18 protein-coding genes are annotated in these 22,122 nt (G+C 51.4%); 10 read left to right on the top strand and 8 right to left on the bottom strand.

What is annotated here, in order from left to right:
* Positions 1-44 precede the first annotated feature (44 nt).
* Positions 45-641: a short chain dehydrogenase gene (locus VIS48_03555; protein ID HEY9165219.1), complete on the bottom strand. Its 597-nt coding sequence runs from the start codon at positions 639-641 to the stop codon at positions 45-47.
* Positions 642-801: 160 nt separating this feature from the next.
* Between VIS48_03555 and VIS48_03550 the strand changes: the two genes are divergently transcribed.
* From VIS48_03550 to VIS48_03540, 3 genes are all read left to right on the top strand, one after another.
* Complete coding sequence (locus tag VIS48_03550) at positions 802-3,549, top strand: sugar-binding domain-containing protein (GenBank protein HEY9165218.1); 2,748 nt, start codon at positions 802-804, stop codon at positions 3,547-3,549.
* Positions 3,550-3,672: 123 nt separating this feature from the next.
* Entirely contained in the window at positions 3,673-6,051 is a 2,379-nt protein-coding gene (locus tag VIS48_03545; GenBank protein HEY9165217.1) for a DUF5686 family protein, read from the top strand.
* A 134-nt stretch (positions 6,052-6,185) separates the two neighbouring features.
* Positions 6,186-7,427: an MFS transporter gene (locus VIS48_03540; GenBank protein ID HEY9165216.1), complete on the top strand. Its 1,242-nt coding sequence runs from the start codon at positions 6,186-6,188 to the stop codon at positions 7,425-7,427.
* 85 nt (positions 7,428-7,512) lie between these two features.
* On the opposite strand, the gene VIS48_03535 is transcribed toward VIS48_03540, so the two are convergent.
* The 7 genes from VIS48_03535 to VIS48_03505 all read right to left on the bottom strand — a co-directional run bounded on the left by VIS48_03535 (position 7,513) and on the right by VIS48_03505 (position 16,258).
* Complete coding sequence (locus VIS48_03535; GenBank protein HEY9165215.1) at positions 7,513-8,511, bottom strand: aspartate-semialdehyde dehydrogenase; 999 nt, start codon at positions 8,509-8,511, stop codon at positions 7,513-7,515.
* A gap of 68 nt (positions 8,512-8,579) precedes the next feature.
* Complete coding sequence (gene lysA, locus VIS48_03530; protein HEY9165214.1) at positions 8,580-9,851, bottom strand: diaminopimelate decarboxylase; 1,272 nt, start codon at positions 9,849-9,851, stop codon at positions 8,580-8,582.
* A gap of 37 nt (positions 9,852-9,888) precedes the next feature.
* Positions 9,889-11,280, bottom strand: a complete 1,392-nt coding sequence (gene lysC / locus VIS48_03525) for a lysine-sensitive aspartokinase 3 (GenBank protein ID HEY9165213.1) — start codon at positions 11,278-11,280, stop codon at positions 9,889-9,891.
* An 86-nt stretch (positions 11,281-11,366) separates the two neighbouring features.
* Complete coding sequence (locus VIS48_03520; GenBank protein ID HEY9165212.1) at positions 11,367-12,029, bottom strand: site-2 protease family protein; 663 nt, start codon at positions 12,027-12,029, stop codon at positions 11,367-11,369.
* Positions 12,019-12,963, bottom strand: coding sequence for a site-specific tyrosine recombinase XerD (gene xerD, locus VIS48_03515; GenBank protein ID HEY9165211.1), 945 nt, complete (start codon positions 12,961-12,963; stop codon positions 12,019-12,021). Before xerD ends, VIS48_03520 begins: the two co-directional genes overlap by 11 nt.
* 18 nt (positions 12,964-12,981) lie before the next feature.
* A complete protein-coding gene (locus VIS48_03510) occupies positions 12,982-15,384 on the bottom strand; it encodes an HDIG domain-containing metalloprotein (protein HEY9165210.1) in 2,403 nt (800 codons plus the stop codon).
* A 1-nt stretch (position 15,385) separates the two neighbouring features.
* Positions 15,386-16,258, bottom strand: coding sequence for an HAD family hydrolase (locus VIS48_03505; protein HEY9165209.1), 873 nt, complete (start codon positions 16,256-16,258; stop codon positions 15,386-15,388).
* A 139-nt stretch (positions 16,259-16,397) separates the two neighbouring features.
* Here VIS48_03505 and pfkA point away from each other — a divergent pair, with 139 nt between their 5' ends.
* The 7 genes from pfkA to VIS48_03470 are packed head-to-tail and all read left to right on the top strand — an operon-like array spanning position 16,398 to position 22,078.
* A complete protein-coding gene (gene pfkA / locus VIS48_03500) occupies positions 16,398-17,360 on the top strand; it encodes a 6-phosphofructokinase (GenBank protein HEY9165208.1) in 963 nt (320 codons plus the stop codon).
* A 53-nt stretch (positions 17,361-17,413) separates the two neighbouring features.
* On the top strand, positions 17,414-18,295 hold the full coding sequence (locus VIS48_03495; protein HEY9165207.1) for a TRAP transporter TatT component family protein: 882 nt from the start codon (positions 17,414-17,416) through the stop codon (positions 18,293-18,295).
* A 36-nt stretch (positions 18,296-18,331) separates the two neighbouring features.
* On the top strand, positions 18,332-19,351 hold the full coding sequence (gene dctP, locus VIS48_03490) for a TRAP transporter substrate-binding protein DctP (GenBank protein ID HEY9165206.1): 1,020 nt from the start codon (positions 18,332-18,334) through the stop codon (positions 19,349-19,351).
* Positions 19,348-19,860 (top strand): TRAP transporter small permease subunit, encoded by a 513-nt coding sequence (locus VIS48_03485; GenBank protein HEY9165205.1) that lies wholly within the window; start codon positions 19,348-19,350, stop codon positions 19,858-19,860. Before dctP ends, VIS48_03485 begins: the two co-directional genes overlap by 4 nt.
* Before the next feature lie 57 nt (positions 19,861-19,917).
* Complete coding sequence (locus VIS48_03480; protein ID HEY9165204.1) at positions 19,918-21,198, top strand: TRAP transporter large permease subunit; 1,281 nt, start codon at positions 19,918-19,920, stop codon at positions 21,196-21,198.
* On the top strand, positions 21,198-21,374 hold the full coding sequence (locus VIS48_03475) for a hypothetical protein (GenBank protein ID HEY9165203.1): 177 nt from the start codon (positions 21,198-21,200) through the stop codon (positions 21,372-21,374). The genes VIS48_03480 and VIS48_03475 overlap by 1 nt, the downstream gene beginning before the upstream one ends.
* The gene (locus VIS48_03470; protein ID HEY9165202.1) at positions 21,371-22,078 is read left to right on the top strand and encodes a metallophosphoesterase family protein; all 708 of its coding nucleotides are present in this window, start codon (positions 21,371-21,373) and stop codon (positions 22,076-22,078) included. Before VIS48_03475 ends, VIS48_03470 begins: the two co-directional genes overlap by 4 nt.
* The last annotated feature ends 44 nt before the right edge of the window (positions 22,079-22,122 follow it).

Here is a 22,122-nt window from a genome sequence, read left to right as displayed (position 1 = left end):
CTAAAATCGAAGTTGCGCTCAGTGCAAATACCGCGCACACCAGGTCATTCTATTTCTATCACTTCTCCGTTTTTCTTTCCTTCGACGCTTTCCACATATGCGGCGGCGAATTTTGCGACGGGTATTCCGGTGGAGGTGTCCATGTCGAGCTTCTTCAATGTTTCCGTAGCGAACGGCGGGCTGACCACATTTATTCTCACTCCGTGCTTAAGCTCGAGCGCTGCGGCGCGAACGAAACCTTCTAGTCCGGCATTCACAATGCTTATCGCGGCGCTCCCCGGTATCGGATGTCTGCTCAAGGTCCCGGCTGTCAATGTGAATGAGCCGTTATCGTTGATATGACTCACTCCAAGCCGAACCAGGTTTACCTGGCCCATGAGCTTGTTCATCAACCCCAGATGGAAATCTTCATCGTTAAGTTTCTCGAATTTTCCGAACGCCGCATTTCCAGCGGCACTCACCAATGCGTCGAACCTGCCGACTTTCTTAATCATCGCTTCGATGGAACTCTTCGAGCCGATGTCGACCTGCAGATCGGAATCTCGCGCGTGAGAAACTATGATGACATCGTGCCTCGGCGAAAGAGATTTGAGTATTTCACTCCCGATCAACCCAGTAGCTCCTACCAGAATAATCTTCATCGTCTACTCCGATTTTGTTTATTAGCAACAGCATGTTCCATAATCGGTTTCAAGCGGTCAGATCTCCGGGCGAGATTTGGCTGCTTCAGGGTTTCATGATTAAATTATTCCGATCACAGGGATTTCTCCCTCGAATTTGTATCCTTAAAAGGCATCTCAAATGAAACAGACTTTCTTCGTTCTCTTTGCTTTAGCATCGGCAGTGTCGCCCGGGTATAGTGCAACAACAATATCCCTCGACGGTCACTGGAAATTTGCAGTTGATTCATCGGGCGTGTTTACGATCGACAGCGTCAGCACTTCGGCGTACTGGCGCGATGCATTGGTCCCACTCTCGTGGCAGGAACAGTTCTCAGATTTGCGCAGCTATCAGGGCGTTGCGTGGTACGAAAAGGAATTCGATCTCCCCAAACTGAAGAAAGACGAGGCGGCGATCCTTCATTTCGGAGCAGTCGACTATCTTGCAAAAGTGTTCGTTAACGGGAAACCTGCGGGTGAACATGAAGGCGGGTACCTCCCCTTTGATATCGACATAACAAAACTCATTGATGCGGGAACGAACAATGTTGTGGTCCGTGTCATGGATCCGTCAACTTCGAAGGACGGCACCGAGGGGATAATTTATTCTCAGATTCCTCACGGCAAACAAAGTTGGTATGTTCAAACCAGCGGACTCTGGCAGAGTGTTTTTGTCGATGTGAAACCAGCTTTATATTTCGAAGAAGTGCACGTCACTCCGTCCGTCGATGGAGGAGTTTCTGTCGATGGAATGCTGAGCGCGCTTCCGCAGACGGCACGTGAAGAGAAATGTGCGATTTCGATTTTCGATCCATCCCAAAAAGAAGTGGCAAGATTCGTGAAGCCGATCGCGTCCGGAACGGACTCGTTTCGATTCAGTTTCGAATTGAAGAGCCCGCTCCTCTGGGGCGTCGACTCACCCAACCTTTATACCATCCGACTTGTCCTCGTCGACGGCGATACTGCTGTCGAGCGTTTCGGTTTCAGATCCTTTACTACCAACGATGGAAAATTCTACTTGAACGGTAAACCGATTTATTTGATGGGCGCGCTCGACCAGGATTTTTATCCGGAAACAGGTTACACTCCTCCTTCATTCGAGTACATCAGGGACGAAATGCTCAAGGCGAAAATGCTTGGACTGAATTTGCTTCGCTGTCACATAAAAGTCCCCGACCCGCGCTACCTGCAGGCCGCCGACGAAGTAGGAATGCTCGTCTGGTACGAAATTCCGAACTGGGACGATTTCACTTCCGCTTCAGCGAAGCGCGGCATCGAGACATTCGACGGGATGCTGGACCGCGATTGGAATCACCCGTCGGTCGTGATCATCAGCATCATCAATGAGAGCTGGGGCATAGATCTCAGGGATTCCACCGAGAGAGAATGGCTCAGGAACACATACGATTACGCGAAGTCGAAAGCGACCGGCAGGCTGATAGAGGATAACAGTGCATGCTGTGACAATTTCCATATGAAGTCGGACATTGCCGACTGGCACACCTATTGGGCTATCCCGGAGAACAGGAAGAACTTCAACAATACGGTCATAGATGTCGCGTCGAGACCGAACTGGCTTTTCAGCCGGCATGGTGATGCCCGGCCCTCCGGACAGGAGCCTCTCATGATTTCCGAATTTGGGAACTGGGGTCTGCCGAAAATTCCGGACGACCTTCCATGGTGGCTCCGCAGGCCGTTCGGCTGGGGCTACGTCGAGCCTGAGGGAGTGCGCGAGAGATTTCATGAGTATAAACTCGATCAGACATTTCAAGACTACGACAGCCTTGCCGTCGAAAGCCAGTGGGCGCAATTCGATGCTCTCAAATATGAGATAGAGGAAATTCGACTCCAATCCAGCATACAGGGCTATGTCATCACGGAATTCACGGACATCAATTGGGAATGCAACGGGCTGATGGATATGTGGCGCAATCCGAAAATCTACTCGAAGGAAATCGGCGACATCCAGAAACAGGACGTCATAATTTCGCGGCCCGACAAGTATAATTTTAAGTCACGAGAAACGATGACGGTGCGTCTCTGGGTTTCTCATTACAGCGCTCAAAGTCTTGCCGGAGGAATGCTCGAGTGGCAGGCCGGGACAGACGGACGCGGGAGTATTCCAGTTCCGGATATTGCGAACTCGGGCGTGACCGAGCTTGCGCCGCTCGTGCTTCGACTCCCTGAAGTAGTTTCTCCCCTGAAAATTGAATTAAGTTTCCAGCTCAAGAACTCCTCGAGAGCTGTGGTCGCGAGAAATTCCGCGGGCATTTTTGTGTACCCCGACGCCGGCATATCGAACCTGAAAGCCCGTATATATGATCCGGATTCTTCTCTCGGCAAGTTGGAAAGAGAGATTCCTCCTGCGGATTCCGATGTGAGCGGACGGGTTATGATCACGAGCGTTCTCGATTCCATAGTCGTGGGGGACCTTGAGGAAGGCGCAAGTGTAGTTTGCCTTGTCGACGACTCCACACGTATACCGCCCTTCTTCCCGTTCCGGCTCGGCGTCAGGGACACGGGTGGTTACGACGGTAACTGGGCCTCAAATATGAACTGGGTCCGTGCGGAAAATGGGCCGTTCGCGGGTCTCAGTTTTGCCAGGCATCTTGGATTCGAATCTGCTGACGTACCACCGCGGATTATCATCGCCGGACTGTCAAGCCAGGAATTCGGGGATGTCTTTGCGGGGATGTATATCGGTTGGATCCATCTTAATGCCGCTTATGTTCTCCAGATGCGGGTGGGTAAAGGGAAATTAATTCTCTGCACGCTTCCGATCGCGGGTGCATTTGAACGGGATCCCTACAGCAGATCGCTGTTTGCGCGTATGGTGAACTACGTGTCGAGCCCCTCGTGCGCGCCGGAGCTTTCGGTTTTGAATAAATGAAACATAATTCTTACGTTGAAATGTGATTCAGGGGAGCTGATACAGAATTCGCGCAGTGGAATTCGCGGCGAAGTCTTCTCTTCTCGGCGATTCCACGACAGGAACCAAAGCAGTTGAATAGGAATGATCGATCGTAAGTATAGAAGTATTCTCTTCTTCATCGCAGCAGTTATCGCGTCGACGCCGTTCGGGTGGGCACAGTCCGTTCACACAATAAGAGGTCGTGTGGCCGACTCGAAAACGGGTGAGGGACTTCCCTCGGCAAACGTGCGAGTTGCCGGATCCACACGCGGAACCATCGCCAACCTGGACGGATCGTATCTTATTTCCCTTCCTGACGGTGATTACGTTCTCATTTTCAGCTACGTGGGATATCGCACCGACTCCGTCGGTATCTCGCTCACGGGCAACATCAACAAGAACACGAGTCTCGAACCTGCCGACATAATCCTTCCGGAAGTAGTCTCCGTCGCGGAAGATCCGGCTTATGCGATTATCAGAAAAGCGATCGCCAACAAGCACTATTGGTCAAAGCTCCTTCACTCATATGAGTTTAAGGGATTCACTCGCCTGGTGTTCTACAGAGATACCTCCGTTGCCGCGATTACCGAATCGTATACGACAGGCTACTGGCGTGATGGCGATTCTCTCCACGAGGTGGTTACTCAAAAAAGAGAAACCAAAAATCTTCCGGAAATGAATCTGGTCGCGTCAGTGGGAGACATAACAAATTTTACGGACGATGTCGTCGACGTAATCGGTTATAAGTTCGTCGGACCCGTCGCCGTGGATGCGCTGGATTATTACAAATATAAACTGCTGAGAACCTTCAGAAAGGATGGAGTCGGGGTATTTGAAATAAAGGTAATTCCCGATTCGAGACTCATTCCACTTTTTTCCGGAACGATTTCTGTGGCGGATTCGTCTTTCGCGGTCATCGGTATCGATTTGAAACCAAACGATGTCCTCAACATACCTCTGATAAGAGATCTCAAAATGCAATTTGGACAGAGGTACTCAATTTACGAGGACAAATTCTGGATGCCGACAGACATTGTGGTAAATTTCGGTGGCACTATAAGTTTCCTCGGACTGAAGATACCGCGAATCTCATTTGACCAGACTTCGGTTATATATGATTACAGGTTGAACAGTCAAATCCCGGACACAGTATTTAACAAGCCCCTGGTAGTCGTCGACTCATCGGCGACGAAGTACGATTCCACATTCTGGGGCACGCATGAAGTCCTCGCTCTCTCTGGCTCGGAACAAAAAGCTTACAGAACTCTCGACAGCACGCAAACACTCGAGAAACTGTTCAAGGCGACAGGTGCGGCCGCGACACTCCTCGGAAAGGACAGCCCGCTGTCGTTTCTGAAATACGTTGATTTGCGATTTGACAGGGTTGAAGGACTATTTCTTGGCGGAACTTACACGTACTTCTCGGGTGGAAAAAGGACCGGCCTGACGGTGTCAAGCGAAGGGACAGCTGTCCTGAACGAAAACAGGGGCTGGCGTGCCGATGTAGCGGCGGGATATGGAATATCCGATAAGACCTTCAAATGGCGGCTCGGCGGAGGTTACCCGTTCGGCGAAAAAACCACGATTGACATCGGGGCGGACGTGTACCACGATATCAAACATTTTCCCGATGATGAATTCTTCTCACCGCTGGCGACTACGCTGACTTCTCTAATCGGGACTGACGATTACTACAACTATTACATGGCTAGAGGCTGGCAGGGAAACGTTGTGATCAGCCCGGTCAAAAGACTTGTTGCCGGACTGACGTTCACGTCCGAAGATGAAAGCAGCGTCATCGACCATACTTCGTTCAGCATTCTGTCATTCGGCCACAAGTACCGGCCCAACCCGCCGATCGAGGAGGGCACGCTGCGCAGTTTCGGCTTTGACATCCGTTACGGAGACGCAAAGATCCCTCTTGGAATTATACCGGTCGACGCAGTCGAACTTTCCGGTGAATACTCATCACCGTCGATTCTGAAAAGTGATTTCTGGTTCGGCCGATACAGGCTTACAGCATCCTACCGCTTTGTCACTTTTCTGAGCAGCTATCTCCTTCCTCCTGAGTTGCAGTTGATGTTCTCCGGCGGAATGTCGACGGGAAATCTTCCGCCGCAAAGGGACTTCGTGCTTGATTCTCAGCTAGGAGGGATTGCGCCGTTCGGCGTGCTCAAAACCGCCCATCCTACCGAATATGTTGGCGATAGGTATGTCATGTTATCGGCCGAACAAAATCTCAGAAACGTCCCGTTCCTCGCGCTCGGCGTACCATTTCTTTATGAAAGCGGATTGGAGATGCTGGTCGACGGTTCGATAGCCAAGTCGTGGCTGAATGGCATCCCGACCACAAACGGGTGGTACTACGAGGCCGGCCTGGGAATTGGCAGGATACTCGGACTGATCAGAGCGGATTTCACATGGCGACTCAGCAAACCGAACGACCTTTACTTCTCGATAGGAATCAGCAGTATCCTGTAAAAGCAAGACTCCCTTCGCCTACCGGAAGGGGCACAGCGAACATTTCCACGCCGTCGGTTTTCTACCTTACCGTAATTATCTTGTCTGTCGTACCACGAGGGTATTGAGAATTCGGAAACACCTAATCCTGTTTTATGTTGACTAGACTTGACGCGACCGACCCATACGCGTCGCTAAAGATAAAAGACTTCAGATGGTTCGTCATCGCACGCTTCGTGCTGACATTCGGCATCCAGATGCAGTCCGTGATCGTCGGGTGGCAAATTTACGAAATGACGCATGACGCGCTCTCGCTCGGCCTGATCGGTCTCGCGGAGGCAATTCCTTTTTTAAGCGTGTCGCTCTTTGCCGGGCATGTGGCCGACGTCGTTCAGCGGAAGAAGATCATTCAGCTATCGAGCCTGATCTACGTGGTATGTGCCATTGGGCTCCTTCTCGTGTCGACAAATTTTCATGCGCTCGTTACACAACACAGTGTTTCCGCGATTTATGTCATCATATTCATAACTGGCATTGCCCGGGGATTCATGTCGCCTGCGCAAGGAGCGTTCGCGGCTCAGCTTGTACCGCGCGAACTCTTCGGCAATGCGTCAACATGGAACAGTCTCGCATGGCAGACGGCGGATGTCACCGGCCCGGCAGTGGGGGGATTGATCTACGGCTTCGCGGGTGTCGGTGCCGCTTATTTTTTCGTCGTGGTTACGACTGCGCTCGGCTCGCTGTTCTTCAACATTGTAAGAAAGAGAGCCATTCCCGAGAAGAAAAAGACCGAATCGATATGGCAGAGCCTGTCCGTCGGTCTTAAATACGTTTTCAGCAACCAGATAATTCTCAGCGCGGTTTCCCTCGACATGTTCGCGGTCTTCTTCGGCGGAGCCGTGGCGGTGCTTCCGATGTTCGCAGACCAGGTGCTCCACGCCGGACCGAAGGGATTGGGATTCCTGCGAGCCGCACCTGCGGTGGGCGCCATCATTATGTCCATAGTCCAGGCAAACTACCCGTTTTTCAAAAGGGCCGGCCGCAACTTGATGATATGCGTATTTCTCTTTGGAGTCGCTATCATCTCGTTCGCGCTCTCGAGAAATTTCTATCTCTCGCTCGCCGTCCTCTTTTTCGGTGGAGCAGTCGACGATGTGAGTGTCGTGATACGTGGAACGATCATACAAATCTATTCACCCGACGAGATGCGTGGAAGAATTGCTGCGATCAACGGGATATTTATCGGTTCGTCAAACGAACTCGGAGCATTTGAATCGGGACTCGCGGCAAAACTCATGGGGCTCGTCCCGTCGGTGATATTTGGCGGCGTCATGACGCTGATAGTGGTTACTGCCGTGAAGCAGTTCGCACCGAAGCTGAAGAGCCTGAAACTGTAGAACCTGGTTTTCCGCCCCCAAAACGAAACGCGGCCGTCAAAATTGAATTTGCTAATACTTAATCGCTAACAGCTAATAGCTGACTTCAGTCCCTCCCCTTTATCAGCTCTTCCGCTATCTGAACTGCGTTGGTTGCCGCGCCCTTCCGAACGTTGTCGGACACAATCCACATGTTCAGAGCATTTGGTGCCGTAGTGTCGCGCCGTATGCGGCCCACAAAAACCTCATCGCGATCGTACGCGTTCATAGGCATCGGGTAAATGTTTTTCGCGGGATCGTCTTCCACAATAATTCCTGGCGCATTCCTAAGCAGCTCGCGAACCTGTTCGAGATCGTAGTCTTTTTCAAATTCGACGTTTACACTCTCGCTGTGTCCGCCAAAAACCGGAACACGTACGCACGTGGCGGTTACTTTTATCGAATCGTCCCCCATTATCTTTGTCGTCTCGAATGTCATCTTGAATTCTTCTTTCGTGTAACCGTCTTCGCGGAATACATCGATATGCGGGAGACAGTTGAAGGCGATCTTGTGAGGAAACTTCTGTGTATTGCCCTGCTTCTTGCCCAGTTCTTCGTCCAGCTGATCGACGCCCCTCTGTCCGGCCCCGGTAACCGACTGGTAGGTCGAGACTACGACACGTTTGATCCGGTATTTATCGTGGAGCGGCTTCAATGCAACGACCATCTGTATCGTGGAACAGTTCGGATTTGCGATTATGCCGTGATGCTTGAAGATGTCGTTCCTGTTTACTTCCGGAACCACGAGAGGTATTTCCGGGTCCATTCTCCATGCGCTGCTGTTGTCGATTACGACGGTTCCGGCTTTTGCCGCTATCGGCGCATATTCTTTGCTCACCGATGCACCGGCGGAAAAGAGCGCGATCTCTATTCCAGAAAAACTTTCCGGCTTCAACTCCTGGACGGGAATCGATTTGCCGTTGAATGAAATTGATTTACCGACCGATCTCCTGGATGCAAGAGGTGTCAGGTTCCTTACGGGGAACTTCCTTTCTTCGAGTACCTGAGTCATTTTTCTTCCGACGAGTCCTGTAGCACCGACAACGGCAACATTATACAACTTCATTTTGTCTATTTCCCTTTGGCAGTAATTTCATCTTTTGTTTCCTAATTCAAATAACAAAAAACCGGGTTTTAAGTCAAATCGTCGAGAGTCTCCCTGTCTCTTATGACGCGCGCGCCGTCTCTCTCGACGAAAACCTCTGCCGGTCTCGGGCGAGAATTGTAGTTGGAAGAGATTGAATATCCGTAAGCGCCCGTTGTCATTATTGCGAGCAGATCCCCTCTCTTCGTCTCCGGCATCGAACGCTGTATCGCAAAAACATCCGTAGACTCACAAATGGGTCCGACGACATCGACGGTCTGCCGCTTCCTCCTTTGGATTTCAACCGGCACGATCTGGTGGTATGCGGAATAGAGCGCGTGACGCATCATATCGTTCATTCCCGCGTCGACAACCACGAAGCTTCTCTCCGAGATCCTCTTCCTGTAGAGAACGCGTGTAAGAAGGACGCCCGATTCTGCTACGATGAAACGTCCGGGCTCCATCACGAGTTCGCAGTTTGGGAATACGAGTTTCTTCTTTATGACTTTCGCGAGATCGTTCAGGTTTATGGAATGGGCTTTCTTCCCTTCCTCCGGAAGCAACTTATGCCTGATTGCGTTCACGTATCGTACGCCGATCCCACCTCCAAGATCGATTTGTCTGACCCTGATACTCTCCCGCTTGAGTTCCATGACAAGTTTCCTGAGTGAATCCGCCGCCTCCTCGAACGGCGCCACTTCAGTAATCTGCGATCCGATATGGCAATGCAGCCCGAGAAATTCGACGTTCTTTAAGGTTCGGGCCAGTCTGATGACGTCGCGTGCACTTTCGATAGGTATCCCGAATTTATTCTCCTTGAGTCCTGTCGAAATGTGAGGGTGAGTGTGAGCGTCGACGTCCGGATTGACTCTGAATGTAACTCTTGCAGTCTGCCCAAGATTCGCTGCCCGCTTTGAAACGACCTTAAGCTCTTCTACCGATTCAATTATTATGGTGCCGATTTTTCTCTCGAGGGCGTAGTCGATGTCCGTGTCGCACTTCCCGACTCCCGCGAATGAAATCGACGCCGGCGGGAAGCCGCCCTTGAGCGCGAGAAAAATTTCTCCCGCCGACACGGTATCTGCGCCCACGCCCGTCGAACGAATGTGTTTCAGTATCTCAACGTTTGAATTGGCCTTGAGCGCGTAAAGAATCCTCGAGTTAGGTATTACCGCGAACGCCTTCAGGAGACTTCCGATGTTCTTTGTGATCTGGTTCTTGCTGTAAACGTACAGCGGCGTCCCGAATCTTTCCGCAAGAACGGATGCCGGCACATCTTCGATGTAGAGACGTCCCTTGCGGTATTCGATCTGACTTTTCATCGGAATTTCTTCTCCCCCTTCGAGATCATGGATTTGTTCAATCGAAGATTTCTTCGGACAGTTTATAAGGTCCGGTGTTTGAAAACAGTTCCGCGTGCAGCGAGCGCACGGCACGCTCGATGTCCGATTCATCTACGACAAAACCGATATTTATTTCCGACGCGCCCTGAGATATCATGTTTATGCGAATATCCGTCAGCGCAGAAAAAATCTTTCCGACGATTCCCGGACTCTTCCGGATGTTGTCGCCTACAACGCAAACGATGGCCTTTCCGCCGGAAGAAGAAATTTCTGCGAACCCGGAGATTTCCTTTTTCATTTCCTCGAGATTCGTCGTATCGTCGACAGCCACCGATACGCTGACTTCGCTTGTGGCAACGGCATGCGCGATAGTCTTGAATTTATTGAAGACCGCAAAAACCGCTTCCAGGAAATCAGACGCGAGAAACATTCTGCTGGAAACGAGATTCAGAAGCGTGATCCGTTCCTTGTAAGCGATTGATTTCACAATACATTCGGCAGCCCCGTCGCCTTTCGTAATCAGTGTGCCGCGGTAAGATGGGTTCCTGGAATTTCGGACGTAAACGGGTATATCCTTCTCGATTGCCGGGAGAATCGTTTTAGGATGGAGCACGCGCGCGCCGAAGTACGCGAGCTCGGAAGCCTCGTTGAACGACATCTTCTTGATTCGCCGTGCGCCGGGAACGATCGACGGATCAGCTGTCAGAACTCCGTCGACGTCAGTCCAGATCTGGATCTCCTCGGCGCCAAGGAGAGATCCGACAATCGCGGCGGAATAGTCCGAACCGCCTCGCCCGATGGTTGTCGTGATTCCCTTTTCGCTCGAGCCGATGAATCCTTGCGTCACTACTATACTTCCTTCGGACACGCGGGTAAGGAGAACCTTTTTCGCTTTCTCTTCGACGACAGAGAGATTGGGCGTCGCTTTTGTGTATCGTTCATTTGTTATCATGAACTCTCTCGCATCGACAAGCGATGTCTTGAGCGAACTCTCCTCAAGCGCCTGGGCGACTATCATCGAAGAGAGCCGCTCGCCGTATGATGCGATCGCGTCACGGGACCTGTTCGTCACCTCGCCGAGTACCGAAATGGCTTGAGAGAGATTCTTCAGCTCGTGAGCGTAGACGGAAATTTTTCCTTTCAGATAATTTTTCGGAAGTTCCGAAGCGATGACCTCGTCCACAAGCTTCTCGTGCCTGCCTCTTATCGCCGCGATCAGGTCGGAGGCTTCGTCCTTTTTGCCTGCTGCCGACAGCTCGGCTATCCTGAGGAGTTGATTTGTCACGCCGGCGCACGCGGAAACGAACACAATAGGTCCGCGGGGAATTTCGGCTCGTACGATTTCAGCCAGCCTCTTGATTGCATCGGAATCTTCGACGGAGGTTCCGCCGAATTTCATTACGATCATTTGTTTTTGCTCGCCTGAATGTGGTAGACCATGGTCTTCACGCCGGCGCATCCGACGGCGTAATTAAATTTACACCTATTTATTCATCATGCAAAAGTTAAGACGAGCTGGTAGAGCGGGCCGTAAAAGAAATCTATCGCGCTGTTGAACACCACGAGGAATGCCGGCAATCGCATGAGAAGAATGATAAGAAATATTCCAGCGAACCCGATGCGGCTGTAAGTTTCCGCGGCAGCTGGAGGGAGGAATGCTTCGAGGACGTGCGAGCCGTCTAGAGGTGGAATTGGGACCAGATTGAACACTCCCAGCATGACGTTCAGGTACATTCCGCCCGAAAACATCCTCAAAAGGAAGATATAAAAAAGTGAGGAAGCGCCTGCATCGCCTATCAGAGGCTGGATCTTGAGCAGGAGAATAGTGAAGATCGCGCAGACAAAAGCCATGACGAGGTTCGAAAGCGGACCAACCGCCGACACGACGATCTCGTCCCTTCTGTGGTTCGAGAGATTCATCGGGTTCACGGGCACCGGTTTTGCCCACGCGATGAGGATGTGACCGACTGATATTAGTGAGAAGAGAGGAACGATGATGGACCCGAACAAATCGATGTGAGGTATCGGATTGAGAGTCAGCCTGCCTGCGTCGCGCGCGGTCGGGTCACCGAGTTTTAACGCGGCATACCCGTGCGAAATCTCATGGATGATTACGGAAAAAAGGAGAACGGGGAGTATATAAATTTCATTTAACATATTTTCCTCGCGGGTGAAACCGGTCGAGCACCTCCCTGAGATATCCTCTATCGAGGTGCAGGTAAATTTGAGTCGTGCCGATGTCGCTGTGCCCGAGCATCTCCTGGACCGCGCGGATGTCGGCACCACCCTCGAGCAGGTGAGTGGCGAAAGTGTGTCTCAGCGTGTGAGGGTGGATTTGTTTCTTGATGTTTGCTTTCCCGGCGTATTTTTGAAGCATTCTCCAGACGGAGATCCTGGAGAGTTTTCCTCCGCGGAAATTTACGAAGAAGAACTCGCTCGTTACTGATTTCTTCCCCGGCGTTGACGGGCCGAGTTTCGGGCGCACGGATTTCTCGTACCGCCTCATCCACTCGAGCGCAATATCGCCGATCGGGACGATTCGTTCCTTCGATCCTTTGCCGAGAACCCGGATAACATTCTCGCTGAATATCAAATCCCTCTTCTTGAGATTCACGAGTTCGCTTACCCTGACTCCCGTTGCGTACATCGTCTCGACAATGGCGCGGTCTCTGATTCCCAAATCGGAATTCGTGTCCGGCGCGTTGATCAGTCTCTCGATTTCTTCCTTGCTCAACACTGTCGGGAGCTTTTTCGATGGCTTCGGCCTGTCGAGATTTGCGGTCGGGTCGAGCTCGGCAAATTTCCTGAACACGAGGAATCGATGCAGGTTCTTCACCGCGGAGAAATTTCTCGCGATGCTACTCTGTTTTAGTCCTATATCGAAAAGAGACTTGAAGTAATTTCTGACATCGGAACGAGATATCTCGTTAAATCCGGATGCTCCCTTTCCAATCATGTAGAACGCATACCGGTTCAAGTCGTTCCGGTAAGACATGAGACTGTTGTCCGAAAGGCCTTTCTCGAATTTCATGAATTCGAAAAACAAGTCGAGTTGGTTCCCGGTCTTCGCGTTTAGTTCAGTTGAATGCATGAAACCGATGGGTGTGAATTACTTTCTGCGTATCCGTCTGGCGGCAGGCCGGGAATTGGTCCTGTGCGCACGCTTCTTTGTCCGGGTTGGAGGCGGAGCGAGTTCGTCGATTTCTCTCTGGCTCAAATCGGCGACGGGCTCGGGTATATCCGCCGTTTCGCTGGGAGGGTATCCTTCAGAGTGGCCGGGATATTCGATCCTCTTGTGATATATACCTGCCATTACGGCCGCGAAACTTTCTTTAATCTTTGTCAGGTCGTTGAATGTGAGGTTCGTTTCGTCCAGCTGTCCCTCTTCGTACCTGCTTTTGATGATGGTGTCGATGATTGTTTCGACGTTCTCGAAAGACTTGTCCTGCAGTGAGCGTGTAGCTGCCTCGACGGAATCGGCGAGCATGACGATCGCGGTCTCTTTCGACTGCGGCCGCGGCCCGTCGTACCTGTAGTCCTCTTCGCTTACGTCACCCGTGGCGAACGGCCGGCGGAGGGCCTTGCCGTAAAAATAAGCGACAAGGGTTGTACCATGATGCATTGGAATGAAATCTATGATTCTCTGCGGGATGCGGTACTTCTTTGCCAGCTCGATTCCCTGTGTGACATGTGATACGACCACCTGAACGCTGACATCCGGCGGGAGCCATTCGTGTTTGGATTTGTTCAGGTCCATCGTGTTCTCGACGAAATATTCCGGACGTAAAGTCTTCCCGATGTCGTGGTAGTATGCGCCGACGCGCGCCAGGATGGGGTTTGCACCGACAGATTCGGCCGCCTTTTCCGCAAGCGTACCGACGATGATCGAATGATGGAACGTGCCCGGTGCCTTCTGCGAAAGCTCACGGAGCAGCGGCTGATTGAAGTCGGAAAGTTCGAGAAGCGTCAGGTCGGTGGCGATACCGAACACTTTTTCGAAGAAGATGAGGAGGCCGAACGTGATTATCGGAGAGAGGACGGAGTTGATTGCAATGAACGAGAATTCCGCGAGCATCGTGGAGGGATCTTCCGACCTCTGCAAAGCGGTGGCGAGCATCGCGATGGAATATCCGAGGAAGATGAAAACCAGACTTCTGAAAATCTGAGTCCTGTTCTTTATGTCGCGGACAGTATACACGGCCAGCGCACCGGCACTGAGAGACGCGAGCGCCGCGCTGAAGTCGTTCCCTTTCATTGCCCCGATCAACAAGGCTATTGCCACCGTTCCCTGAAACGCCACGCGTGAATCGAAAATTATTGCCAGTATCATTGAAGCGACCGGGACGAGCACGAGATACTGGACCGGAAGGGCTGTCTGAGCCGTGAACGCGAAGAACATGAGGATACCCTCGAAAATCAGGAGCGCCGCGATTAACGATAGCATCTTGTTGCTGTAAAAAATCTTTTTTCTGAAAAGGAAAAGGTAAATGCTGAACAGCCCGATGATCACGAACACGATCAGGAATCGGCCGACGAACTGAAGAATGATATCGGTCTTCCCGGTCCTTTCCAGTAAAGCGCGCTCCAGAGAGTCGAGTTTGAGTTTTATGTCGTTCGTAATCCTGTCGTGTTTACTTACGATCCTCTCGTTTTCCTTTACGAATCCGGTGGTTCGTGGTACAAGGTCGATCGACGCTGCGATCTCCCGCTGAGTCTGGTTGTGATTATACGACAGGTTCGGAAGAATCTGGGCGGATATTGCAGAGGATATCGTCTGGGCCGCTGAGGTGTCGCCTCTAAACATTGCCAGTGCCGCCTGTTCGAGCTGGAGCGAAACCTCGCCGATCGTAAGGACCTGGTCGAGTATCACAGGTCCTTCTGAATTATTCTGCCTGACCGCGATCACGGGGGACCCGACCTGATTCCGGGGTCGGTCGATGATGCCTCTCTCATACGCGTTGCCAACGATTGAGACAGTTACAGGAACGAGATCACCCATGCCTTGCAGCAGTGACGGATTCTTTCGGGCGTCGATGACCAGCTGGTACCATTCCACGTCTGAGAATCTGTAAGGTAAACTCTGTAGAAGCTCGTGCAGTGCGGTGGAGTCCGAAACGAAAGCGCCTCTTACCTGGTCGCGCCTTAGCCGTATCTGTAGCCTTAACGCGTTCTTGACGTTGTCTATGAAGATTCCGAGCGAATCCATGCGGCTTCGTTCGATCTCGATCTTGTCGAAAACCGGTTTCACATTCAACTCGGCCTGTTTTGTCTCAGCCTGGTAATCGGCCGGGTCCTTATAAATCGGAAACGAGAACGGCGCGATCACATCGTCATGCGTCCAGATTGTTCCAACCTCGTACTGAACGGTAAGTTGATTGAGCGAAGGCGTCAGCGAGGTCAATATCAGGACCACGCCCGCAAGAAGAAGAAGTTTTATCGCGGTGCTTTTCTCGAAATCGAGATTCGTCAGCTTTTGAAAAATTGTCTTTGATCTTTCTTTTGCTTCGACCATCTCAGGACTCTCTTGAATTATTTCTAAGACCTATGAGAAGCTCAAAGAATTCAGCGGCACCATCTTCGTCGTTCGACTTTTCCGTTACCAGGTCGGCCTTTTGCTTCAATTCCCAGACGGCGTTCTTCATCGCGATCCCGACACCCGCCCTGTCGAATGCTTCAAGATCGTTCCGGAAATCTCCGATAACGGCAACCTGCTCCTTGCCGATATTAAGATACTTTTCGAGATGCACGAGGCCTGTTGCCTTGGACTGGTTCTTGTTCTTAATCTCCAGGTACCAGCGATCATCATAATGAGAGCTTCTATACGTTTTCAGCTCGATGCCCGAAAAAATTCCACGGGCGGCCCGCGCCAAAGTACTAATAACCCTTTTGGATTCCGCTCCTGCGATTATTTGCACCGTGTGTTCCGCATATTCGTACAGATTCTCAACCTCGACGCTGTCAAGTTCGAAACTTTCGATGTAGCTGGGAAGTATCGCTTCCGATTCCCGTCGCATCATCTTGTCCTCTACGAATAGCGCGACTGATGCAAGGTGATTTTCAGCCGCTTCCAGGACGCTTCTTACAACTTTCGGCTTGACATAACTTGCATATATGTTCGTCTCGCTGTGAGGAAGCCTGACAAGTCCGCCGTCAAGCGAGATTATAGGCATTTCGACCCCGAGTTCATCCGCAATCCGCTCCGCAGATGAATGCGCACGTGCAGTCATGATTGCAACTCTCAGCCCCAGATCCTTCATCTGCTTTACGCAATCTTTGGTGGGGTCCGAGACCCTTCCCTCGTTGTTCAGCAATGTACCGTCGAGATCCGTCGCGACGAGTCTGATTCTTCCCAGCCTCTTGACAAGATTGGGCGGCAGGTTATTCATTCAGCAAGAGATCATTCTTAGTTCGTGTTAAAATCCTAGAGAAAAATACGAATTCCCCGACTCATGTTCTACCGCTCCTTTGCATTTTCTGCCGGTAACTGATAAATTCTAAGCGTTTTCAAAGGACGACATGAGCAAGATAAAGAAAATCGGTGTGTATACAAGTGGTGGTGACGCTCCGGGCATGAATGCAGCACTCAGGGCGATTATCAGAACTGCTGTCTATCATAACATTGACGTGGTCGGCATTCAACATGGTTATAACGGGATGATTAACGGCGATTTTGTTCCAATGGGAGCAAGATCGGTGTCGAATATTATTCAACGAGGCGGCACCATACTCAAGACCGCGCGATCCACTGAATTCATGACTCGTGAAGGACGGGCCAAGGCCGCCTCAAATCTCAGTACTCATGGCATAGACGGACTCGTAGCGATTGGCGGCAACGGAACTTTCCAGGGCGCGACACTTCTATATGATGAGCACATGATTCCGACGGTCGGCGTGCCGGGAACCATAGACAACGATCTGTACGGGACTGACTTCACCATCGGCTATGACACGGCAATTAACACGGCAGTTGAGGCGATTGATAAAATCCGTGACACCGCGGACGCACATGACAGAGTTTTTTATGTCGAGGTCATGGGTCGCGAATCAGGTTTCATCGCACTTGACGTTGGAATAGGTGGGGGCGCGGAATATATTGCCATTCCGGAGATAGAAGAGAATTTTGAGGCCATTCGACATAAACTAACTCAGGGCGGACGCCAGCGAAGCAGCATAGTAGTTATTGCCGAGGGCGCCTTTAACGGGGGTGCCGTCGACCTGGCGAAGCGAATGAGTGAATTCGTGCACCTCCATTACCGGGTTACTGTACTCGGGCATATTCAAAGGGGCGGCAATCCCAGCGCGCGAGACCGCGTGCTCGCGGCTAAGTTAGGATCTGCGGCGGTGGAAGCGCTCTTGAATGGTGAGTTAAACGTAATGGCCGGGGAAGTCAACGGCAAGATCGTCCTTACGCCCATGCGAAGTACCTGGGAAAAGCGAAAGGAAATCGACAGCAGCCTCATAAAGCTTTCGCAGGTATTGTCCATTTGATGTATTTTCCACGGGTGGGCCCACTGCTGGTAATTGCTTTGAGAGCAAATTAATTGAATAAATATCCTAAGAATGCCCTTGTAGGTGTTGGTCTGTCGCTCCTGCTGGGATTCCAGAGTTGCGGAATTGTCACGCAGGTTACAATTGGCGCGACAAGCGGAATTTTGGAAGGCGGGTTCGAAGCGATGAATCGTGAAACGGACCTGCAGCTCGCATCGCAGGCGATCCCGACAGACCTCAAACTTCTGGACGGATTGATCCTCAAGTCCCCAGACAACGACGATCTCCTTTTGCTTGGCGCGCAGGGATACACAAGCTATGCGCTGGGATTTGTCGAGGACTCGTCCAGGGATAGAGCGAGCCTTTTTTACCAGCGCGCACGCGACTATGGATTGCGGATACTGTTTGACAATGATGACTTTAAGGCGAGTTTCAGAGGCGACGTTGACACCTTCAAGCTATCTCTCGAAAAATTTGATAAGAGTGACGTGCCGGCAATTTTCTGGACGGCGAACGCCTGGGGAAATTATGTGAATATTAATCGCGACAATTCCGACGCGGTTGCCGATCTCCCGAAGGTGGAAGCGATGATGAACTTCGTAATGAAACACGACGAATCGTATTTCTACGGAGGAGCGCATTTGTTTTTCGGTACCATTCTGGGAAGTCTTCCCTCGATGTTCGGTGGAGATACGGCTGCCGCCCGTGTCCACTTTGAAAGAGCGCTTCAACTTTCGGACGGAAAATTTTTGATGATTTACTATTACTATGCGAGGTCTTATGCGGTAATGACTCAGGATAAAGATCTTTTCGAGTCGCTATTGCATAAGGTGATCGATGCGCCCGACGATCTGCTTCCCGAGCAAAATCTTGCGAATGCGATCGCCAAGTCTAAGGCCGTGGACCTGCTGAAACATGAAAGTGATTTCTTCTGATCCGTTGAGACGGGATCAGACAAAGAAGGGATAAAAATGTTGAAGTACTTAGGAATCTTAACGATCATCCTGCTTTCTCTGATGGGGTTTCGTTCTCAGGCAACCGCACCGGAATACACCATCAAGTTTGCTACGGTCGCACCGGACGGAAGTGCATGGATGAACGTCATGAAGGAATATGACGCCGCGCTCAGGAAGGAGAGCGGCGGGAAGCTCGGGTTTAAGTTCTATGCCGGCGGGGTCGCTGGCGATGAAAAAGACGTACTAAGGAAAATCAGGATCGGCGAGTACCAGGCGGCGGGATTCACCGGAGTGGGGATGGGCGAGATCGCGTCGGAAGAGCGAGTGCTTGATACGCCGTTCCTGTTCCACAGCACGGCGGAGATAGATTACATCTATGACAAATTCACCCCCGAGTTTAGCAAAGCATTTGAACAAGGCGGGTTTGTTTTCCTCGGTTGGGCTGAACCCGGTTTCGTGTATGTCTTCACACAGAAGCCGGTCTATTCGGTGGACGATATGCAGAATGTCAAAGCATGGATGTGGGAGGGTGATCCCATCGCAGAAGTCTCCTTCAAGGTGCTGAAGCTCGCCCCGATCCCGCTTTCCATTGCGGACGTGAATTCCGCACTTCAAACTGGAATGATCAATTGTGTTTACTCACCTCCGCTTGCGATTATCCCACTTCAGTGGTTCACAAAAATGAAATATATGCTGGATGTTCCTCTTGCCAACTCGACGGGAGCAGCACTCATTTCGAAAAAATATTTCGATACGCTTCCTCAGGATTTGCAGCAGCTCCTCGTCAAAGACGGGCAGATCTACTTGGCCAAACTGACACAGCTCAGCAGGGAGGAAAATGTAAAAGCCATCCAGACACTGGAATCGAAGGGAATCACCGTGACTCACCCGCGCTCCGGCAGCGACCTCGCATATTACTATCAGACAGGTGAAGAGGCGCGCGAAATGCTCGTGGGCCGTTTGTATACTGCGGACCTACTTCAACGAGTGGAATCAGCTTTGGCTGATTTCCGGAAGGAGCATAAAGAGAAGTGAAGTTTCTCAAGTCCGTAGAAAATCTTCTCGGCATTCTGGAGAACTCCCTCCTCGTGGTGTTCCTCACGGTCACGGTTGCGATGGCGTTCCTCCAGGTGATCCTGAGGGAATTCTGGTCGACCGGGATAATCTGGGCGGATGTATTTCTCAGGCACCTCGTCCTCTGGATCGGCTTTCTCGGGGCGGGTCTTGCCGCCAAGGAATCGCGGCACTTCTCGATCAACATAATAACGAAACGTCTTCCGGCACTATTCAAGCGGATTGTCCAGGCATTCCTTGATCTCATGGCTGCAGTCGTCTGTTACTTCCTTTTTACTGCTGGCACGTCTTTCGTTTCCGATGAGATCAGGTACAATTCTCAGCCGCTCTTCACGATTTTCGGAGCGAATGTGATGGCCTACTGGTTTGAAGCAATAATCCCCGCGGGCTTCGCGCTTGTCGGGATTCATTTTTTGTTCAGGGCAGTTGAGGTGGCGCTGACTGGACCGAAGACTGTAGAAATAGTGTGAAGGCGGCGATCACATGGGATTCGTATTTTTTGAGTGCAATTTTGGAAGGATGAGCGAGTGCTTACTTACATAATAATCGGCGTCGTCATTCTCCTTCTCGTACTCCTCGGTGAGCCGGTATTTGTGCTTATCGGGGCCGGCGGACTCCTCCTTTTCAAGTTCGCGGACGTCGATACGTCTGCGGTGATCGTCGAGCTCTACAGGCTTGCAAGCCTGCCGGCGCTGATCGCGATTCCTCTCTTCACTTTTGCGGGTTATCTCCTTGCCGAAAGCAACGCACCTAAGAGGCTTGTAAGACTGGCGATGGCGCTGTTCGGCTGGATGCCGGGCGGGCTCGCGATTGTCGCTCTGATCTCGACTGCAGTGTTCACCGCCTTCACGGGCGCGTCCGGTGTCACGATCGTTGCACTTGGAGGTCTCCTATATCCGATACTCGTAAAGCAATCATACCCGGAGAGATTTTCACTCGGTCTGATGTCGACTTCCGGCAGCCTCGGTCTGTTATTTCCACCGAGCCTACCGATAATTCTTTACGGGATTGTCGCCGGCATCAGCGTGGACAAACTTTTCGCGGCCGGTCTGATTCCCGGGATCATGCTAATAATTATGCTGTCCGCATTCAGTATCTATATAGGGGTTCGGTCCGGAGTGAAGCGGCAGGCGTTCTCGTTGCGCGAGGCGCTCTCCGCGTTTAAAGAGGCCGGTTGGGAAATTCCCCTTCCTGTCATCATCATCGGAGGAATTTACGCCGGCTTCTTCACGGCTACCGAAGCAAGCGCTATCATGGCGTTCTATGTGTTCGTCATAGAAGTCTTCGTGTTGCATGACGTCAAATTTTTCAAAGATCTTCCGAAGATAGTCAAGAAGAGCATGATGCTCGTCGGGGCGATCTTCGTGGTGCTCGGAACCGCGCTCGGGCTCACAAATTATCTGATCGACGAACAGATCCCGATGAAGCTTTTCGAAATGATACACCAGTTCGTCACGAGCCAGCTTGCGTTTCTTGTCCTGCTGAATCTTTTTCTCCTCGTTATAAATATGGTCGAGATCTTTTCCGCGATCATAATCGTCGTTCCGCTGATTGTCCCGATCGCACAGCAGTACGGTGTCGACCCGGTTCATCTCGGGATCATATTTCTCCTGAATCTGGAAATCGGATACATGCTGCCGCCTCTCGGGTTGAATCTCTTTATATCGAGCCTGCGCTTTGAGAAAGACATCGTAAAAATCTACAGGGCCGTCCTGCCGTTCCTCGCCATAACATTGCTGGCGCTCTTCATTGTGACATACCTGCCTGATCTCAGCCTTTACCTCACGAGAATTATGAAGGTTCAATAATGCGCGCTCACCTGTTCGTCGCCGCAATTTATGATCCGCTTACGGTGCCGGCGGACAAACTCGGATTCGAACAAGTGGGGCAAATGGTCCGCGAAATTGTCAGGCTGCATTCGTTTTTCGTTGCGGGAGAAGCGGCCAAAGGAACTACCTCCGAAGACAGGGGACTCTTGGCATGAGGTACGCTGTAATTTCGGATATTCATTCCAACCTCGAAGCGCTCCGAACGGTCCTCGCGGAAATCGAATCGAAAAAAGTGGATGAGATCGTTTGTCTCGGAGATGTGGTCGGATACGGCGCCAACCCGGATGAGGTCGCCGAAATCGTCAGAAGCGTTTCCACAATCACGATCATGGGGAACCATGACGATGCCGTTCACAGCGGGGAGACTTATGCGCAAATAAACTCTTTCGCGAAAGCGGCGATCAAGTATACGCGCGAACTTTTATCCGATGCGAATTCTGAGTGGCTGAAGAACCTTCCGTTTGATCACAAGTTGAAGGACGTGTTCCTGGTCCATTCCTCACCTTCCGAGCCCCGAGAATGGAAGTACATATTTTCAGAGGCGGACGCCAGGATCGAGCTTTCCTCGTTCCAGGAAAAGATTTGCATGATCGGCCACACTCATATACCGGTGGTATTCCGGAAGATCACGAAGGGTGGCACGGGCGAGACGCTAGGGCAGATGAAAGAACTCATAAATGTCGGCAGCGTGGGCCAGCCGCGTGACGGCGATAACCGCGCGAGCTTTGGAATTATTGATACAGGGAATTTCATCTACGAGCATTTCAGGCTCGAGTACGATGTTCGTATGGCCGCGGAGAAAATTGTGGCCGCCGGGTTGCCGACTTTCCTGGCGGAGAGACTTCACAGGGGAAGATAGGAAAGAACGCTTCTCCCTTCCCGATTCGCTGTTAACTCCGGTAC

Source organism: Candidatus Kryptoniota bacterium, assembly GCA_036567965.1.
Classification (GTDB): Bacteria; Bacteroidota; Ignavibacteria; order Kryptoniales; family JAKASW01; genus JAKASW01.
The sequence above is the reverse complement of the archived record's forward strand: the minus strand, read 5'-3'. Positions and strand labels throughout refer to the sequence as shown.

Excerpts from the sequence above, each read along its gene's own strand:
- VIS48_03555 (HEY9165219.1), bottom strand. The coding sequence starts at position 641 with ATGAAGATTATTCTGGTAGGAGCTACTGGGTTGATCGGGAGTGAAATA.
- VIS48_03550 (HEY9165218.1), top strand. The coding sequence starts at position 802 with ATGAAACAGACTTTCTTCGTTCTCTTTGCTTTAGCATCGGCAGTGTCG.
- VIS48_03545 (HEY9165217.1), top strand. The coding sequence starts at position 3,673 with ATGATCGATCGTAAGTATAGAAGTATTCTCTTCTTCATCGCAGCAGTT.
- VIS48_03540 (HEY9165216.1), top strand. The coding sequence starts at position 6,186 with ATGTTGACTAGACTTGACGCGACCGACCCATACGCGTCGCTAAAGATA.
- VIS48_03535 (HEY9165215.1), bottom strand. The coding sequence starts at position 8,511 with ATGAAGTTGTATAATGTTGCCGTTGTCGGTGCTACAGGACTCGTCGGA.
- lysA (HEY9165214.1), bottom strand. The coding sequence starts at position 9,851 with ATGAAAAGTCAGATCGAATACCGCAAGGGACGTCTCTACATCGAAGAT.
- lysC (HEY9165213.1), bottom strand. The coding sequence starts at position 11,280 with ATGATCGTAATGAAATTCGGCGGAACCTCCGTCGAAGATTCCGATGCA.
- VIS48_03520 (HEY9165212.1), bottom strand. The coding sequence starts at position 12,029 with ATGTTAAATGAAATTTATATACTCCCCGTTCTCCTTTTTTCCGTAATC.
- xerD (HEY9165211.1), bottom strand. The coding sequence starts at position 12,963 with ATGCATTCAACTGAACTAAACGCGAAGACCGGGAACCAACTCGACTTG.
- VIS48_03510 (HEY9165210.1), bottom strand. The coding sequence starts at position 15,384 with ATGGTCGAAGCAAAAGAAAGATCAAAGACAATTTTTCAAAAGCTGACG.
- VIS48_03505 (HEY9165209.1), bottom strand. The coding sequence starts at position 16,258 with ATGAATAACCTGCCGCCCAATCTTGTCAAGAGGCTGGGAAGAATCAGA.
- dctP (HEY9165206.1), top strand. The coding sequence starts at position 18,332 with ATGTTGAAGTACTTAGGAATCTTAACGATCATCCTGCTTTCTCTGATG.
- VIS48_03475 (HEY9165203.1), top strand. The coding sequence starts at position 21,198 with ATGCGCGCTCACCTGTTCGTCGCCGCAATTTATGATCCGCTTACGGTG.
- VIS48_03470 (HEY9165202.1), top strand. The coding sequence starts at position 21,371 with ATGAGGTACGCTGTAATTTCGGATATTCATTCCAACCTCGAAGCGCTC.